Here is a 15,061-nt window from a genome sequence, read left to right as displayed (position 1 = left end):
AAACCAGCGGCGATCAGAAGGTCATTTCTTTCACATCATCGGCAACGATCAGCTTGCCGGCGGTTTTGGCAATCACTTCTTCGACAGTCACGCCCGGCGCGGTTTCGCGCAGGATGAATGCCCCGTTTTCGATTTCCAGATAGGCCAGGTCGGTCAGCACCTTGCGAATGCAGCCAGCACCGGTCAACGGCAGGCTGCAGCGTGACAGCAGCTTGGACTCGCCGTCCTTGGATGCATGGGTCATGGTGACGATGATGTTGTCGGCGCCTGCGACCAAGTCCATGGCGCCGCCCATGCCTTTGACCAGCTTGCCGGGGATCATCCACGAGGCAATGTTCCCTTCCACATCCACTTCAAAGGCGCCGAGTACGGTCAGGTCTACATGGCCGCCGCGGATCATCGCGAACGATTGTGCCGAATCGAAAATCGAGGCGCCGCGGCGGGCGGTGACGGTTTGTTTGCCGGCGTTGATCATGTCGGCATCGATGGTGCTCTCGGTGGGAAACTCGCCCATGCCGAGCAGACCGTTTTCCGATTGCAGCATCACGTCCATGTCGGCGGGGACATAGTTGGCCACCAGGGTCGGGATACCGATGCCGAGGTTGACGTAGAAGCCATCCTGCAGTTCACGGGCGACGCGTTGGGCCATCTGTTCGCGGGTCAGTGCCATGGTCTGGATCTCTTTGTTGTTCTATGGGCGGCGTTCAGGCCTTGACGGTGCGCTTTTCGATGCGCTTCTCGAAGGTGCCGACGATCACACGATCGACGAAGATCCCTGGGGTATGGATCTCGCTTGGCAGCAACACGCCGGGCTCGACGATCTCCTCGACCTCGACCACGGTGATCTTGCCGGCAGTAGCGGCCAGCGGGTTGAAGTTCTGCGCCGTGTTGCGATATATCACGTTGCCGTAGTGGTCGGCCTTCCAGCCTTTGACGATGGCGAAATCGCCGGTGATGGCTTCTTCGAGGATGTACTTGCGGCCATTGAACTCACGCACTTCCTTGCCTTCGGCAACCGGGGTGCCATAGCCGGTGGCGGTGAAGAACGCCGGTATGCCAGCGCCACCAGCGCGCATTTTCTCTGCCAGAGTGCCTTGGGGGGTCAGTACCACTTCAAGTTCGCCGCTGAGCAACTGGCGCTCGAACTCGGCGTTTTCGCCGACATAGGACGCGATCATCTTGGCGATCTGCCGTTCTTCGAGGAGGATGCCCAGGCCGAAACCATCGACGCCGCAGTTGTTCGAGACCACGGTCAGGCCCTTGACCCCGCTGCGCTTGATCTGGGCGATGAGGTTTTCCGGGATGCCGCAGAGGCCGAAGCCGCCGGCCAGTACGGTCATGTTGTCGGTCAGGCCTGCCAGGGCCTCTTCGTAGGTTGCAACGCGCTTGTCCAGTCCGGCCATGCTGATTCGCCTTTATAGTTGTTTGTGCGTGCAGCCATCTTCACCGCTGCCGACTGATTTGTTAATTTTGTTTTAGTCATCGATTGATAATTTTTCTAAAACAAAAGGCCCACCCCCGCATGAACGCCAAGCAGTTGCGTGCCTTTGTCACCGTAGCCAAGTACCTGAGCTTTGCCCAGGCGGGCGAGCATCTGCATGTGTCGCAGCCGGCCTTGAGCCTGACCATCAAGGCGTTGGAGGACAACCTCGGCGGCGCCCTGCTCGCCCGCACCACCCGCAGCGTCAGCCTGACCCCCGAAGGCGAGGTGCTGCTGCCGTTGGCGCGGCGGCTGCTGGCCGACTGGGACGACACCGAAGAGATGCTGCGCCAGCGCTTTACCTTGCAACTGGGGCGGGTCTCGGTGGCGGCGATGCCGGCCTTCGCCGGCAACTTGCTGCCGCAGGCGTTGAAGGTGTTTCGCCAGCGTTATCCGCGGGTCAACGTCACCGTGCATGACGTGATCAATGAACAGGTGCAGGAACTGGTGCGCCATCGCCGCGTCGAACTAGGCATTGGTTTCGAGCCGGACAACCTCGACGGTCTGCGCTTTGTGCCGCTGTACATGGACCGCTTCGTGGCGGTGGTGCCAGCAGACTCACCGCTGGCACTGCAGCATGAGGTGAGCTGGCAGGCATTGCTGGCCGAAGATTTCATCGCCCTGCAACGACCGTCTGCGGTGCGCCTGCTGCTGGAACAGAACGTCGCCGCCGGCCACGGCAAGTTGACCGTGGCGTTCGAGAGCCATCAGTTGACCACCATTGGCCGCATGGTCGCCAATGGCCTTGGCGTCAGCGCTGTGCCGGCCCTGTGCATCAAGCAGATGCAGGAGCTTGGCGCCCGCTGCGTCGCCTTGGTTGAACCCAGCGTCGAGCGGCGTATTGGCGTTATTTCGCTGAGTGAACACAAGCTTTCAACCGCAGCCGAGGCGCTGCTGGATGTCGTCATTGCCCACACCCCACCACAGGAGTTGACATGCGCACAGTAGAACTTGCAGACCGCCGCGTTGCCGCCATAGGCCAAGGCACTTGGTACATGGGCGAAGACCCGGCGCGCAAGGCCGCCGAGGTGGCGGCCTTGCAGCAAGGCATCGAGCTTGGCATGAGCCTGATCGACAGCGCCGAGATGTATGCCGAAGGTGGCGCCGAGGAAGTGGTCGGCGCCGCCATGGCTGGTCGCCGTGACCAGGTGTTTCTGGTCAGCAAGGTCTACCCGCACAACGCCAGCCAGCGCGGCGTGCCGCAAGCCTGCGAGCGCAGCCTGCGCCGGCTGGGCACCGATTGCATTGACCTGTACCTGCTGCACTGGCGTGGCCAGTATCCGCTGGAAGAAACCGTCGAGGCCTTCGAGCGCTTGCGCGAACAAGGCAAGATTCGCCGCTGGGGCGTTTCCAACTTCGATCTGGACGACATGATCGAGCTTGATAACGCGGCCTGTGCAGCCAACCAGGTGCTGTACAACCCGGCCCAACGCGGCATCGAGTTCGACCTGTTGCCCTGGAGCCAGGCGCAGCAGATGCCGATCATGGCTTACTGCCCGCTAGCCCAGGCAGGCCAGCTACTGCAGCATCCGCTGCTGGCCGAAATCGCCGAGCGCCATAACGCCACCCCAGCGCAGGTCAGCCTGGCCTGGGTTACCCGCCATGCGGGAGTGATTGCCATCCCCAAGGCCGTCGACCCAAGGCATGTGCAGCTCAATGCCGCGGCAGGCGAGCTAAGCTTGAGCGCTGCCGACCTGCAAGCGATTGATCAGGCCTTTGCCCCGCCTACGCGCAAGCAGCACCTGGCGATGGTCTAGGCCGGCCTCAGTGAAAGTCGCGGCTGCGCACGTCCAGCCCTTGCAATAGCGGGCTGACGTCTTCCAGCCGGCGGGCAATCAAGTGCCTGACGCCTTTCTCATGTTCCAGCCGGCCACTGACCTTGAGCAACTGGGCGCCAACCAGCGCCCTTCGCTGACGTTCGGCCAGGTCGCGCCAGACCACCACGTTGACCATGCCCGCCTCATCTTCCAGGGTGACAAACGTCACCCCGCTGGCCGTGCCAGGTCGCTGCCGACCAACCACCAGACCGGTCACGGCAATCGCATCGCCATGCTCGACGCTGTCCAGCTCCGCCGAGCTGCGACAACCCAATGCGCGCAGGCGCGGGCGCAACAGACTCAATGGGTGCGGCCCAAGGGTAGTGCCGAGGGTGGCGTAATCGGCTACCAGGTCCTGCGCCACGGTTGGCCTTGGCAACGCCACGGCCTGCTCGCCTGCGCTGCCGATATCGGCGAACAAGGGCAGTTGCGCCTGCACGGCAGCCACCTGCCAGCGGGCCTGATGACGATCGCTGGCCAACCCGCGCAACGCCCCGGCATCGGCCAGGCGCGCGCGGGCACGGCTGTCGAGTTCGGCGCGCAGGCACAGGTCTTCGACATCGCGCCAAGGTCGTTGCTGCCTGGCCTGCTGCAGCCGTGAAGCGTCGGCTTCGGTAAACCCGCGGATCTGGCGCAAGCCCAGGCGAATGGCCAAGGCGTCGCCGACCAAGGGCTCAAGGGTGCAGTCCCACTCGCTGTAAAAGACGTCCACCGGGCGCACCTCGATCCCTTGGCGCCTGGCGTCCTGGAGCAACTGGTCAGGGCTGTAGAAGCCCATTGGCCAGCTGTTGACCAAGGCACAGGTGAAGATCGCCGGCTCGTGGCACTTGAGCCAGCTGCTGGCGTAACACAACAAGGCAAAGCTGGCAGCGTGCGACTCGGGAAAGCCATAACTGCCAAAGCCCTTGATCTGCTCGAAGATTCGCTCGGCAAAGGCCAGCTCGTAGCCGTTACGCAGCATGCCCTCGAGCAAGCGCACGCGATGCGGTTCAAGGCCGCCGTGGCGTTTCCAGGCGGCCATGCTGCGGCGCAACTGATCGGCTTCGCCAGGGCTGTAGTCGGCGGCAACCATCGCCAACTCCATGACCTGTTCCTGGAACAACGGCACACCCAGCGTGCGCTTGAACACGGCCTCGAGCGCTGGCGATGGATACGTCACCTCTTCCTGCTTCAGCCGCCGGCGCAGATACGGGTGGACCATGTCGCCCTGAATCGGGCCCGGGCGGACGATCGCCACTTCGATTACCAGGTCATAAAACGTCTTGGGTTTGAGCCGCGGCAGCATGGCCATCTGCGCGCGTGATTCGATCTGAAACACACCGATGGTCTCGGCGCGGCTGATCATGGCGTAGGTCGCAGGGTCTTCGCTGGGAATGGTAGCCAGGGTCAAATGGCGCCCACGGTGCTGCGCGAGCAGATCGAAACAACGGCGAAGCGCGCTGAGCATCCCCAGCGCCAGCACGTCGACCTTGAGCAGGCCGACCATATCGAGGTCGTCCTTGTCCCACTGGATCACCGTGCGCTCGGCCATGGCCGCGTTTTCCACCGGCACCAGCTGGTCCAGCGGTTGCTCGGAAATGACAAAGCCCCCAGGGTGCTGCGACAGGTGCCGGGGGAAACCGATCAGATCGCCGGCCAGCACCAGAATCCGCCGCAACGACGGGCTTTGCGCCTCGAAGCCCGCCTCAGCCAGGCGCTGCGCATCGGGGATGCGATCCGTCCAGCGGCCGCAGCACTTGGCCAGCGCATCGACCTGGTCGGCCGGCAGCCCGAGCACCCGCGCCACATCGCGCACCGCGCCAGCCGCGTGATAGGTACTGACCACGGCGGTCAGTGCCGCACGGTGGCGACCATAGCGGCGGAACACATATTGAATGACCTCTTCACGGCGGTTGTGCTCGAAATCCACATCGATATCGGGCGGCTCGTTGCGCTCGCGTGAGAGAAAGCGCTCGAACAGCAGATGATGCTGCATCGGATCAAGCTCGGTGATGCCGAGCACAAAACACACCACCGAGTTGGCCGCCGAACCGCGGCCCTGACAGAGAATGCCTTGCTTGCGGGCGAAATCGACGATGTCGTGCACAGTGAGAAAGTAGCTTTCGTAGTGCAGCTCTTCGATCAGCGCCAGCTCCTTGTCGAGGACCTGGCGCACCTCGGCACTGGCGCCGTCCGGCCAACGCCGGGGCATGCCCTGTTCACACAGGTGGCGCAGCCAACTGGCCGGGGTGTGCCCTGGCGGCACCACTTCGCGTGGATACTGGTATTTCAGCTCACTCAGCTCGAAGTGACAGCGCTCGGCGATCACCTGGCTTTGTTCGAGCAAGTCTCCCGGGTACAGCTCGTTGAGCTGAGCCAGGCTGCGCAGGTGGCGTTCGCCGTTGGCGAACAGGTAACGCCCGGCGCTGGTGATCGTGCAGTGATGGCGCACGGCGGTCATGCAATCCTGCAGGGCGCGCCGTCCACGGCTGTGCATGTGCACATCACCACAGGCCACAGCGCGAATGCCTAACTGGGCAGCCAGCGTGCGCAAACGAGCCAGGCGCGTAGTATCGTCAGCGCCACGGTGCAGGTGCACGGCCAGGTACAGCCGTTCACCAAACAGCTCACGCAGCCACTGAGCAGCGTTCGCGTCGTCAGCCTCATCCGGTATCCATAGCGCCAGCAAGCCCTCGCAATTGGCCTCAAGGTCCGCAGCAAACAACTGATACTCACCTTTGCCCGCCCGCCGCCGGGCGCGGGTGATCAAGCCACACAGGCTCTGATAGCCGCGCAGATTCTCGACCAGCAAAACCAGTTTCGGCCCGTCCTGTAAGCGTACTTCGCTGCCGACGATCAGCCGCAGCTGGTGCGCTTTGGCGGCTTGCCAGCCGCGTACGATACCGGCCAGGGTGCACTCATCGGTGATCGCCAGCGCCGTATAGCCTTGCTCGCGGGCACGCTTGAACAACTCGTCGGCACTGGAAGCCCCACGCTGGAAGCTGAAGTTCGACAGGCAATGCAGCTCGGCATAGCCGCCGGCGCTCATGCGAACCACCCCTGCAACCACAGCGGACCAGGCTCGGCGAGGTCTTGATAGGCCCAGCCGCGCATGCCTTCACGGGTTTCGATACGGTAGTAGTCACGGCGCACATCGCCGCCATCCCACCAGCCCGATTCGATCCGTTCGGCCCGCCCCAACAGCTGCACATCGGCCTCACTCAAGCGCAAAGGCGCCGCCAACAACCAACCTGGGCGGCTATCTGCAGCAGCCTGCAGCGTCCCGGACGCACCTTGGCTGGCAAGTTGCCAAGCGCACTCGGGGCGATGATCGGCTTCGGCACGCAGGCCCTGCACCGCTTCATCACCCAGCCGCGCGCGCAGCCGTTCGCGCAGTTGCTCCCACGGCTGCGCCTGTTGCGCGCGCGGGTCGAACAGCGCTTGATGCTGCGGCACAAAGGCCGGCAGGTCTGCTGCCAGCAAGCGCAGGTTGCGCACCGGCGCAGTGATGCGCAGCGGCTCCAGGCGCCCGCGGGCCAGCTCGAACAGCAGGGTCGCATCACGTTCGGCGGCCAACAACCCGACCTTGAGCACGGTGTCCGGGCCCTCAACATGTTCAAGGTGCAGCTCGAAGCGCTGCACGCCACAGTCGCGCCCGGCCAGAAACGCCGCCAGGTCGTTGATCATCCGCCGCAACGGGAACAGCAAGGCCTGATGCGATTCAACGTCGAAGTTGAGCTCTAGACGCGTCTCGAAGCGGTCCGGCGGCAGGTAGAACTCGAGACCCAGACTGCGCAGCCCCAGCAGTTGATCCAGATGCAGCTGTACCCCGGCGGCAAAGCGCCGGGCCAGCGCATCACGCGGCAGGCCAAGCACCTCGCCGAGCTGACGCAGGCCCATCCGCGTAAAGGCCTCGCTGGCCTCGGTGGGCAGCCCGCCCTTGTTGATCGGCAGCTTGGCCAGGGCCGTGCGGGTGTCGTCGGCATCGCTCAGGGCAAGGCCGTCATGACAGTTGGCAAGCATGCGAGCGGCCACCGGATTGCTCGCCAGCACAATGCGCTGGCGCAGCCCCAGAGCATCCAGCTCTTCGCGCAGGCGCGCCTGAAGCACAGGCCATGGCCCGAACAACTGCAGGCTGGAACCGACCTCGAGCAGCAAGGCCCGCGGATAATGCAGGCTAACCTGCGCGCTGTAGCGGTAGGCCCAGGCAGCCAGCAACTGCTGGACCTGCTCGACCTGGGCCGGGTCGGCTTCAACGCAGGTGAAACCATCGGCCAATGCGCGGGCGGCCATAAGCGTCTGCCCAGCGCGCAAGCCGAGCCTGGCGGCAGCCGGGTTGACCGCTTGCAGCACGCGGCGCTGGGTCGCCCCGCCGATCAATACCAGCGGCGTATCCGGATCGTCGCGTTCACGCAGGACGCTGTCCAGCGCCAGCTGTGGCAATAAAATGCAGGCCCACAACATGCTGCATCAACCCTGACGGCGACTGGCAATTGGCACAGCAGGCGGCATGCCGCCGCGGCACTTGAGCACCCGCCATTGTGCGGGGCGGGTATCGACAGCAATGCGCAGCGCCGCCGGTGACGGGTTGTGCGCCGCGTGCTGCGGGCGGCAGGCGAACGCCAGCGCCTGGCCGGTTTCGGCAGCCACCTGCAAGCGGCGCAGGGCGCGATCATCGGCCCGTTCAGGCCAGCATAGCACCGCTGCACAACTGCCCGAGCGCAAGCACTGCTCGGCAGCCCACAAGGCATCGGCAGGCGCAGCCTCGACCTGGGTCAGCCAGCGCAGATCAACCCCGGCTGCCTGCCACGCCGGCGCAAAAGGGATAAACGGAGGTGCAATCAGCACCACCCGCCCGGACTCTGCGGTGAGCCGGGCCAGGCTCGGCCATAACAGTTGCAATTCACCACAGCCTGGACTGGCCAACAGCAGCTCACTCAGCGCAGCGGCAGGCCAACCGCCGTCGGGCAAGCGCTCATCGAGATGGGCATGGCCGGTTGGCTGCTGGCCGAGCGGGCGCGCCTGGGTTTGCCGGCCACGCCAAATTCGGCGCTGGTCGAGCAGGCCGTCCAGATCGACCACGGCGCCCATCAGTCGCGCCTCAGCAGGCCGCAGAAGACCCCTTCGATACAGAAGTCGCGCTCAGGGCCAACCTCGATCGGCGCATAGGCCGGGTTGCGCGGCAGCAAACGAAAGCCGCCGGGGATGCGCTGCAGACGCTTGATAGTGACCTCGCCATCCAGCCGGGCGACCACGATCTGGCCGTCGTCGGCTTCGCCTTGCTGGCGGATGCCGACCAGGTCACCGTCAAATATGCCGTCATCGATCATCGACTCGCCGCGCACCTTGAGCAGGTAGTCGGGCGTGCGCCGGAACAGGCTTGGGTCGAGCAGCAACTGCTCGTGGATATCCAGATCAGGCCCGATCGGTGCACCGGCAGCGACTTGGCCGAGTACCGGCAGTTCAAGGATTTCTGGCCGGCGCAAAGGCTCGGCCAGGCGGATACTGCGGGCCTGATTGGGCGTGACTTCGAGGTAGCCGCCCTGGCACAGCGCACTGATGTGCTTGCGGGCAACGCTACGCGAGGCAAAACCAAAGCGCTCGGCGATATCGGCGAGGCTCGGGGGCTGGCTGTGATCGGTGATGCGCTCGCGGATAAAAGCCAGAATCGCGCGGCGTTTTGGGGTCATATTGTCCATGGAGCACATTTGTACTCTTTTCTGCTAAAACTGAACAGCCCCCTTCGTCGTGCGCATTGGTTATGATCCCCTGCTCGATGTTCAAGCTTATGGATAACCAATGCTGACCGCCCTGCTGTTTGACCTCGATGGCACCCTGACCGATACCGACACGCTGCACCTGCAAGCCTTTCGCCAGTTGCTGCACGAGCAGGACGGCCGCGAGCTGACCCAGGCGCAGTTCGATGAACAGATCAGCGGTCAGGCCAACGGTGAGCTATTCGCCAGGCTGTTCCCAGATCAGAGCCCGGCGCAGCGCCAGGCGCTGGCGGAGCGCAAGGAAGCGCTGTTTCGCGAGCTCGCCCCTGAACTGCAACCGTTGCCTGGGTTACTGCGCTTGCTCGATTACGCCAAGACCGAGGCCATCGGCATGTGTGTGGTGACCAATGCGCCGCGCTTGAATGCTGAACACATGCTTGGCGCAATGGGCCTGACCCAACGCTTCACGCATGTGCTGGTAGCCGACGAACTGGCGCGGGCCAAGCCCGATCCGCTGCCCTACCTGACCGGCCTGGAGCGGCTGCAGGCGAATGCCGAGCATGCGCTGGCGTTTGAAGACTCACTGCCCGGCGTAACCGCTGCCAGCGCTGCAGGGATCTTCACCGTGGCCATAGCCACCACCCAGACGGCCGAACGCTTGCAGCAAGCCGGCGCGCAACTGGTCATCGATGATTTCAACGACCCGCGCTTGTGGCACCTGATCGAACAGCTGCGCGGCTGACAGCAACCGCTAAAGGCTGACGCCAAGTACTTCACGCAGCGACTCGCTGCGCTGATCGTCAGCGTCGCTGACCAACGCGAAGTTGTAAGCGCCATGCGACCAGTAGCGGGCTTCCAGCTGGCCATCGGTGCGTTGACCGGTCGGCATCTTGGCAAAGTGCTCGCCGGGCAGGCGCATGAACAGGCTGACCCGCTCGCCCTGCTTGTCTTCGAACACCACCAGCGCCGCCGGCCCCTGCTCGTTGCTCAACAGGCGCGCACCCACTGGCTGAAAGCCCAAGCCGGCCAGGTCGGGCAATTGGCCGACCCGATTGAAATGGCTGCCCAGCCAGGCGCGTAGCTGGCCCGGGTCGCTGGCCTGAATATCCAATGCGCTGCTGCCGACAAATAACCGATGAGCCTGCAGCGCATCGGCCATGGGCAGCTCGGTGGAGGCCATGCTCATTTGCCGCGCTTGCCAGCCGCCCATGCCGCCGACACCCAGACTCAACAGCAATGCCGCAGCCGTCGCCAGCCGGCGCACACGCCGTTGACGCAAGCGCCGTTGCAGCTGGCCAAGCTCAAGCGGCGGGCCGGGGGCCAGTTCGCCAAAACCGGCCAGGGCTGCACGCAGGCGTCGGGCGTCGTTGCGCCAGGCCTCGATACGCGCAGCCTCCTGCGGATTGGCGGCCAGCCACGCGTGTACTTCAGCGCGGCGCGCAGGGTCGAGGCGCTCGTCGATATAGGCGTGCAACTCGTGCTCGCTGGGGATCAGGTGTGTCATTTCAGTCTCCGCAGGGCCGGGGACGCTGGGCTGCCCTCGGTCAGTTGGCGCAATGCTGCACGGGCCCGCGACAAGCGAGACATCACCGTGCCGATAGGAATAGCCAAGGCCTCGGCAGCCTCCTTGTAACTCAAGCCCTCGACGCTGACCAGCAACAGCAGCGCGCGCTGCTCGGCCGACAACTGGGCAAATGCCTGCAGGTCGGCCTGGGCGAAGATGATGTCTTCGGTGTTGTCGCCGATCGGCTCGCTGATCTCCTGGCCGCCGCTGAACCAAGCCAGCCACCGCCGGTGCAGCCGGTCGCGACGCTTGCTGTCGAGAAACAGCCGATACAGGATACTGAACAGCCACGCCCGCAGCGCCTCGGCCTCGCGCTGCTGGCCGCTGCGGCTCAAGGCGCGTTCGATGGTAGCCTGGACCAGGTCGTCGGCACTGCCCGGCTCGCGCGTCAGCCACACGGCAAAGCGGCGCAGGCGCTGCAGCAGTTCGCGCCATTGCGAGTCGTCGAGATCGTGCATGCTGTGATTCCGGCCCCATGGATAGTCAGTGTAAGGGGCAGACGCAGCGCCACGAAATTTATTCCCGGGGGGCTGGAATAAGTTGCGCCCTGCCCCGTCGTACTCGCATCTTCACTGACCCGGATGTTGCTTATGAACACTCCCGTGCACGGCCCCGCCAAGCTTTGGCGGCTGACGGCCATTGCCGCCGGCCTGCTCGCCGCCGGCTGCGCGTTTGCCTACACCGCTGGCTGGATCGGCGGCCCCAAACTCAGCCCGCAACGCATCATCGACACCTTCGAAGCCCAGGCCGGGCACCACCCCGGGTATCGCAAGAACCACGCCAAGGGCCTTTGCGTCACCGGCTACTTCGAGAGCAGCGGGCTGGCCGCGCCGTTGTCCAGCGCGCGGGTCTTCGAGCAAGCGCGGGTGCCGGTGATCGGCCGCTTCGCAATTGGCGGCGCCAACCCGGCCACGCCTGACACCGGTGTGCCCGTGCGAAGCATGGCGTTGCAATTTGCTACCGACGACGGCCAGCTGTGGCGCACCGGCATGAACAACCCGCCGGTACTGGCAATCGGCACGCCAGAGGCATTCTACCAACAGGTGCTGGCCATGACCCCGGACCCGGCCACCGGCAAACCGGACCCGGCGCGTATGCAGGCGTTTTTTGCCGAGCACCCGGAAAGTTCGGCGTTTCGCCAATGGGCGGCGTCATACAAGCCCAGCGACAGCTTTGCCAGCACCCAATACCACAGCATCAACGCCTTCCGCCTGATCGACCGCCAGGGCAAAGAGCAGCCGGTGCGCTGGCAGGTCGAACCGCAAACACCCTATAGCGCCCTCCCTGCACAGGTCAGCGACACGCTGTTCTTGCAGCACGACCTCGCCCAACGGCTGAGCCAGGGCCCACTGCGCTGGACCTTGCGCCTGGTGCTGGCAGAGCCGGGCGACCCGCTGGAAGACCCGTCCAAACCGTGGCCCGCGCAACGGCGCAGCATCGATGCCGGCACGCTGGTGATCAATGCCGTCGATGCCCCCGAGCAAGGCGCCTGCCGTGATCTCAACTTCGACCCGCTGATTCTGCCGACTGGCATTCAGGCCACTGCCGATCCGATCCTGGCAGCGCGCTCGGCGGCCTACTCGGAGTCCTTCAATCGGCGTAGCCGCGAGTCCCTCAACACTGGAGTACGGCCATGAAACCTGCTGCCTTTCACCCCTTCGCGCGGTTGCTGCACTGGCTGATGGCGGTGCTGATCCTGGCCATGCTGTTTATCGGCGTGGGCATGGTCAGCGACCTGTCGACCCGCCATCCGTTGCTGGTGGAACTGCACAAGGCAACCGGCCTGTTGCTGTTGCTGCTGGTGTTGGTGCGCATCGCTGTACGCCTGACAGTTCCCCATCCACCGCTGCCGGCAGACCTGCCGGCGCTGCAGCGGCTAGCCGCCAAGGCCTCGCACATTGCCCTGTATGGCCTGATGCTGAGCATGCCGCTGCTGGGCTGGGCGATGCTCTCGGCCGGTGGTTATCCACGTCCCTTGCAGTTGCCGGCCATTGCCCCGCACGACCTGCAGCTGTATGCGCTGCTGCGAGGCGCACACAGCTGGGCTGGCTATCTGCTGTTTGCCACGGTGCTGGTGCATCTGGGTGCGGCATTGATGCACGCCTGGGTCCGCCGCGATGCAGTGTTCAAAAGCATGTGGCCGGGGCCGCTGCGCGACAGCAAATAAGCTGCAGCAGGCGTTGGCCGTGACTCAAGCCACCACAACCAGCGCCGTTTAGATGCTCAGCGCGTTGCTGACAAGAGTGTGTTTTAATGCGTCGCTTATTATTTTTTACACCACTCTTCAGTACAGACAAGGCGGCTAATGGACACGGGGACACGACTCAAACTGGTGCGTGAACGCAACGGCCTCTCGCAACGAGAACTGGCTCGCCGCAGCGGCCTGACCAATTCGACCATCTCGCAGATCGAGCAAAACCGCGTCAGCCCCTCTGTCAGTTCCTTGAAAAAGCTGCTTGAAGGCATCCCCATGTCCCTGGCGGAGTTCTTCAGTTTCGATACCCCGGTGCGCGAAGAGCGCTTTGTCTTCCGCGGCGGCGACCAGCCCGACCTGGGCCGCAACGGCCTGCGCATGCTGCTGGTCGGTGCCAGCGTCGAAGGCCGGCAGATGCGTATGCTGCGTGAGTTGTATGCGCCTGGCGCCGATTCCGGCGAGCCGATCGTGCATGCCGAAGGCGAAGAATGCGGCCTGGTTACCCGCGGCACCATTGAGCTGTGGGTAGACGGCCAGGTCAGCGTGCTCAATGCCGGCGATGGTTACTACATCCCCACTACCCTGGCCCACAGCTTCAAGAACATCGGCCAGGACGAGGCTGAGATCATCAGCGCCAACACCCCAGCCAACTTCTGATCGACAGCATGCGCGCGCCCAGCACCCGTGAGGTATACCAATGCCTGCGTGATGTTGCGATGGGGGTCGAGCCGTTGCAGGTCTGTGCGCGCCCGCGCCCAGACCTGATCGAAGTCAGCAGCGCCGGCTGGCAACTGAGTTTGATCATCGATCAAGAAGGCCTCGCCCACTGCGCCAACTGCTGCAACCCGCAAGGTGTCAGCAGCAACGGTGACAGCTGGCAGCGCTACGGCACCAACCCGGTCGAGCTGCTGAGCATCTGGGAGCGCCGACAGATCGAGCTACTGCTAGGCCTGGATAGTTAGCGCAAGGCCTGTTCGACAAAGTCCAACCGGTCCTGACCAAAGAACATCTGCCCCTCGACAAAACAGGTCGGCGCACCAAATACGCCGCGCGTGACTGCCTCCTCGGTTGCCGCTTTCAATGCCTGCTTGACTTCGACTTGCGCTGCGAGTTCGGCGAACTGCTGTGGATCGAAACCGCCAGCAGCCAACGTCTGCTCCAACACCTGCGCATCGCCCAGTGCGCGTTGCTCTGCCCAAAGTGCGTTGAACAGCAACGCAAGCAAGGCCTCAAAGCGCTCAGGTGCCTGCAATTGCATACCCGTCAGCCCGCGCATCAACCCCAGGGTATTGAGCGGAAAGCCAGCTGGCAGCCCGAATACCACGCCATAGCGCTGCGCGAACCGCTGCAGGTCGAGCATCATGTAGCGGCCCTTGGCCGGGACCATGACTGGCGATGCGTTGCCGGTCGCCTGGAAGACCCCTCCCAACAGCATCGGCCGATAGACCAGCTGCGCAGCATGGCGCGCGCATAACTCGGGCAGTTGCGTCCAGGCCAGATAACTGGCCGGGCTGCCGAGGTCGAAGAAAAACTCCACGGATTTATTCATCGCTCGATCCTTTGAAGGGCAGTTTTACCAGCGTTCGATCCACGGCCGCAGGTCTAGCTCGAAGGTCCAGGCATCGCGGGGCTGGGCATGCAAAAACCAATAGCTGTCGGCGATGTGCGCAGGGTCGAGGATGCCGTCCTGGTCTTTTTGCGCATACCGCTCAGGGAAATTGTCGCGAATGAACGCGGTGTCGATGGCCCCATCGACCACTGCATGGGCAACATGGATATTACGCGGCCCCAGCTCCCGCGCCATGCTCTGCGCCAGCGCCCGCAGGCCATGCTTGGCGGTGGCGAACGCGGCAAACCCCGCCGCGCCACGAGTGCCGGCGGTGGCGCCGGTAAAGATGATGCTGCCGCGTTCGCGAGTGACCATGCGCCTGGCCACTGCCTGAGCGGTCAGAAAACCAGCAAAGCAAGCCATCTCCCAGATCTTGTAGAACTTGCGCGGGGTTTCATCGAGGATGCTGCACGGCACATTGGCGCCGATGTTGAAGACGAAGGCTTCAATCGGGCCGATGTCACGCTCGATGGTTTCGATCAGTGTGGCGACATCCTCTTCGCTGCGCGCATCGGAGCCAAAGCCATGCGCCCGGCCACCCTCGGCATGAATCTCGTCCAGCAACGGCTGCAGCTTGGCCGCGTCGCGACGGGTCACACAGGCGATATACCCCTCACGAGCAAAGCGCTTGGCAATGGCTCCGCCGGTCGCATCGCCGGCACCGATCACCAGCACCACCTTGTCTTGTTCAGCCACGGCCA

General features: G+C 64.1%; 17 protein-coding genes. 7 read left to right on the top strand and 10 right to left on the bottom strand.

Annotated features, from left to right (window positions below; translation table 11 throughout):
* Positions 1-13: 13 nt before the first annotated feature.
* Together FW789_RS05075 and FW789_RS05070 are read right to left on the bottom strand one after the other, a co-directional pair.
* The gene (locus tag FW789_RS05075; protein ID WP_103437102.1) at positions 14-670 is read right to left on the bottom strand and encodes a CoA transferase subunit B; all 657 of its coding nucleotides are present in this window, start codon (positions 668-670) and stop codon (positions 14-16) included.
* Between the two features lie 34 nt (positions 671-704).
* The gene (locus tag FW789_RS05070) at positions 705-1,403 is read right to left on the bottom strand and encodes a CoA transferase subunit A (RefSeq protein ID WP_186698450.1); all 699 of its coding nucleotides are present in this window, start codon (positions 1,401-1,403) and stop codon (positions 705-707) included.
* Positions 1,404-1,522: 119 nt separating this feature from the next.
* Between FW789_RS05070 and FW789_RS05065 the strand changes: the two genes are divergently transcribed.
* Together FW789_RS05065 and FW789_RS05060 are read left to right on the top strand one after the other, a co-directional pair.
* Positions 1,523-2,428 carry a LysR family transcriptional regulator gene (locus FW789_RS05065; protein ID WP_446431078.1) on the top strand — a complete coding sequence of 302 codons (906 nt, stop codon included), beginning with the start codon at positions 1,523-1,525 and terminating at the stop codon, positions 2,426-2,428.
* Positions 2,416-3,237: an aldo/keto reductase gene (locus FW789_RS05060; protein ID WP_446431077.1), complete on the top strand. Its 822-nt coding sequence runs from the start codon at positions 2,416-2,418 to the stop codon at positions 3,235-3,237. The genes FW789_RS05065 and FW789_RS05060 overlap by 13 nt, the downstream gene beginning before the upstream one ends.
* A gap of 7 nt (positions 3,238-3,244) precedes the next feature.
* Here the strand turns inward: FW789_RS05060 and FW789_RS05055 are convergent, their stop codons facing one another.
* From FW789_RS05055 to lexA, 4 genes are read right to left on the bottom strand one after another with little or no spacing between them, the layout of a single operon-like run.
* The gene (locus tag FW789_RS05055) at positions 3,245-6,325 is read right to left on the bottom strand and encodes an error-prone DNA polymerase (protein WP_446431076.1); all 3,081 of its coding nucleotides are present in this window, start codon (positions 6,323-6,325) and stop codon (positions 3,245-3,247) included.
* Positions 6,322-7,740, bottom strand: a complete 1,419-nt coding sequence (locus FW789_RS05050) for a Y-family DNA polymerase (protein ID WP_446431075.1) — start codon at positions 7,738-7,740, stop codon at positions 6,322-6,324. Before FW789_RS05050 ends, FW789_RS05055 begins: the two co-directional genes overlap by 4 nt.
* A gap of 6 nt (positions 7,741-7,746) precedes the next feature.
* Positions 7,747-8,367: a translesion DNA synthesis-associated protein ImuA gene (gene imuA, locus FW789_RS05045; RefSeq protein ID WP_103437098.1), complete on the bottom strand. Its 621-nt coding sequence runs from the start codon at positions 8,365-8,367 to the stop codon at positions 7,747-7,749.
* A complete protein-coding gene (lexA, locus tag FW789_RS05040; RefSeq protein WP_103438756.1) occupies positions 8,367-8,975 on the bottom strand; it encodes a transcriptional repressor LexA in 609 nt (202 codons plus the stop codon). The genes imuA and lexA overlap by 1 nt, the downstream gene beginning before the upstream one ends.
* Positions 8,976-9,075: 100 nt before the next feature.
* Between lexA and FW789_RS05035 the strand changes: the two genes are divergently transcribed.
* Entirely contained in the window at positions 9,076-9,735 is a 660-nt protein-coding gene (locus tag FW789_RS05035; RefSeq protein ID WP_103437097.1) for an HAD family hydrolase, read from the top strand.
* A 9-nt stretch (positions 9,736-9,744) separates the two neighbouring features.
* On the opposite strand, the gene FW789_RS05030 is transcribed toward FW789_RS05035, so the two are convergent.
* Entirely contained in the window at positions 9,745-10,497 is a 753-nt protein-coding gene (locus FW789_RS05030; RefSeq protein ID WP_186698463.1) for an anti-sigma factor family protein, read from the bottom strand.
* Positions 10,494-11,015: a sigma-70 family RNA polymerase sigma factor gene (locus FW789_RS05025; RefSeq protein WP_150569456.1), complete on the bottom strand. Its 522-nt coding sequence runs from the start codon at positions 11,013-11,015 to the stop codon at positions 10,494-10,496. Before FW789_RS05025 ends, FW789_RS05030 begins: the two co-directional genes overlap by 4 nt.
* 126 nt (positions 11,016-11,141) lie before the next feature.
* Between FW789_RS05025 and FW789_RS05020 the strand changes: the two genes are divergently transcribed.
* From FW789_RS05020 to FW789_RS05005, 4 genes are all read left to right on the top strand, one after another.
* Positions 11,142-12,194, top strand: coding sequence for a catalase family peroxidase (locus tag FW789_RS05020; RefSeq protein WP_181107271.1), 1,053 nt, complete (start codon positions 11,142-11,144; stop codon positions 12,192-12,194).
* The gene (locus FW789_RS05015) at positions 12,191-12,724 is read left to right on the top strand and encodes a cytochrome b (protein WP_103437094.1); all 534 of its coding nucleotides are present in this window, start codon (positions 12,191-12,193) and stop codon (positions 12,722-12,724) included. Before FW789_RS05020 ends, FW789_RS05015 begins: the two co-directional genes overlap by 4 nt.
* 138 nt (positions 12,725-12,862) lie before the next feature.
* The gene (locus FW789_RS05010) at positions 12,863-13,408 is read left to right on the top strand and encodes a cupin domain-containing protein (RefSeq protein WP_101318818.1); all 546 of its coding nucleotides are present in this window, start codon (positions 12,863-12,865) and stop codon (positions 13,406-13,408) included.
* A gap of 8 nt (positions 13,409-13,416) precedes the next feature.
* A complete protein-coding gene (locus tag FW789_RS05005) occupies positions 13,417-13,713 on the top strand; it encodes a DUF7693 family protein (RefSeq protein WP_446431074.1) in 297 nt (98 codons plus the stop codon).
* On the opposite strand, the gene FW789_RS05000 is transcribed toward FW789_RS05005, so the two are convergent.
* On the bottom strand, positions 13,710-14,300 hold the full coding sequence (locus FW789_RS05000; RefSeq protein ID WP_446431073.1) for a 2-hydroxychromene-2-carboxylate isomerase: 591 nt from the start codon (positions 14,298-14,300) through the stop codon (positions 13,710-13,712). The genes FW789_RS05005 and FW789_RS05000 overlap by 4 nt on opposite strands.
* 24 nt (positions 14,301-14,324) lie before the next feature.
* Entirely contained in the window at positions 14,325-15,056 is a 732-nt protein-coding gene (locus FW789_RS04995) for an SDR family oxidoreductase (protein ID WP_103438754.1), read from the bottom strand.
* Between the last annotated feature and the right edge of the window lie 5 nt (positions 15,057-15,061).

This window comes from Pseudomonas sp. 1121_17, from assembly GCF_052850745.1.
This window is presented reverse-complemented; position numbering and strand designations above follow the sequence as displayed.

Excerpts from the sequence above, each read along its gene's own strand:
- FW789_RS05055 (WP_446431076.1), bottom strand. The coding sequence starts at position 6,325 with ATGAGCGCCGGCGGCTATGCCGAGCTGCATTGCCTGTCGAACTTCAGC.
- FW789_RS05025 (WP_150569456.1), bottom strand. The coding sequence starts at position 11,015 with ATGCACGATCTCGACGACTCGCAATGGCGCGAACTGCTGCAGCGCCTG.
- FW789_RS05075 (WP_103437102.1), bottom strand. The coding sequence starts at position 670 with ATGGCACTGACCCGCGAACAGATGGCCCAACGCGTCGCCCGTGAACTG.
- FW789_RS05050 (WP_446431075.1), bottom strand. The coding sequence starts at position 7,740 with ATGTTGTGGGCCTGCATTTTATTGCCACAGCTGGCGCTGGACAGCGTC.
- FW789_RS05070 (WP_186698450.1), bottom strand. The coding sequence starts at position 1,403 with ATGGCCGGACTGGACAAGCGCGTTGCAACCTACGAAGAGGCCCTGGCA.
- FW789_RS05005 (WP_446431074.1), top strand. The coding sequence starts at position 13,417 with ATGCGCGCGCCCAGCACCCGTGAGGTATACCAATGCCTGCGTGATGTT.
- FW789_RS05000 (WP_446431073.1), bottom strand. The coding sequence starts at position 14,300 with ATGAATAAATCCGTGGAGTTTTTCTTCGACCTCGGCAGCCCGGCCAGT.
- FW789_RS05060 (WP_446431077.1), top strand. The coding sequence starts at position 2,416 with ATGCGCACAGTAGAACTTGCAGACCGCCGCGTTGCCGCCATAGGCCAA.
- FW789_RS05015 (WP_103437094.1), top strand. The coding sequence starts at position 12,191 with ATGAAACCTGCTGCCTTTCACCCCTTCGCGCGGTTGCTGCACTGGCTG.
- FW789_RS05035 (WP_103437097.1), top strand. The coding sequence starts at position 9,076 with ATGCTGACCGCCCTGCTGTTTGACCTCGATGGCACCCTGACCGATACC.
- imuA (WP_103437098.1), bottom strand. The coding sequence starts at position 8,367 with ATGGGCGCCGTGGTCGATCTGGACGGCCTGCTCGACCAGCGCCGAATT.
- FW789_RS05030 (WP_186698463.1), bottom strand. The coding sequence starts at position 10,497 with ATGACACACCTGATCCCCAGCGAGCACGAGTTGCACGCCTATATCGAC.
- FW789_RS05065 (WP_446431078.1), top strand. The coding sequence starts at position 1,523 with ATGAACGCCAAGCAGTTGCGTGCCTTTGTCACCGTAGCCAAGTACCTG.
- lexA (WP_103438756.1), bottom strand. The coding sequence starts at position 8,975 with ATGGACAATATGACCCCAAAACGCCGCGCGATTCTGGCTTTTATCCGC.
- FW789_RS05010 (WP_101318818.1), top strand. The coding sequence starts at position 12,863 with ATGGACACGGGGACACGACTCAAACTGGTGCGTGAACGCAACGGCCTC.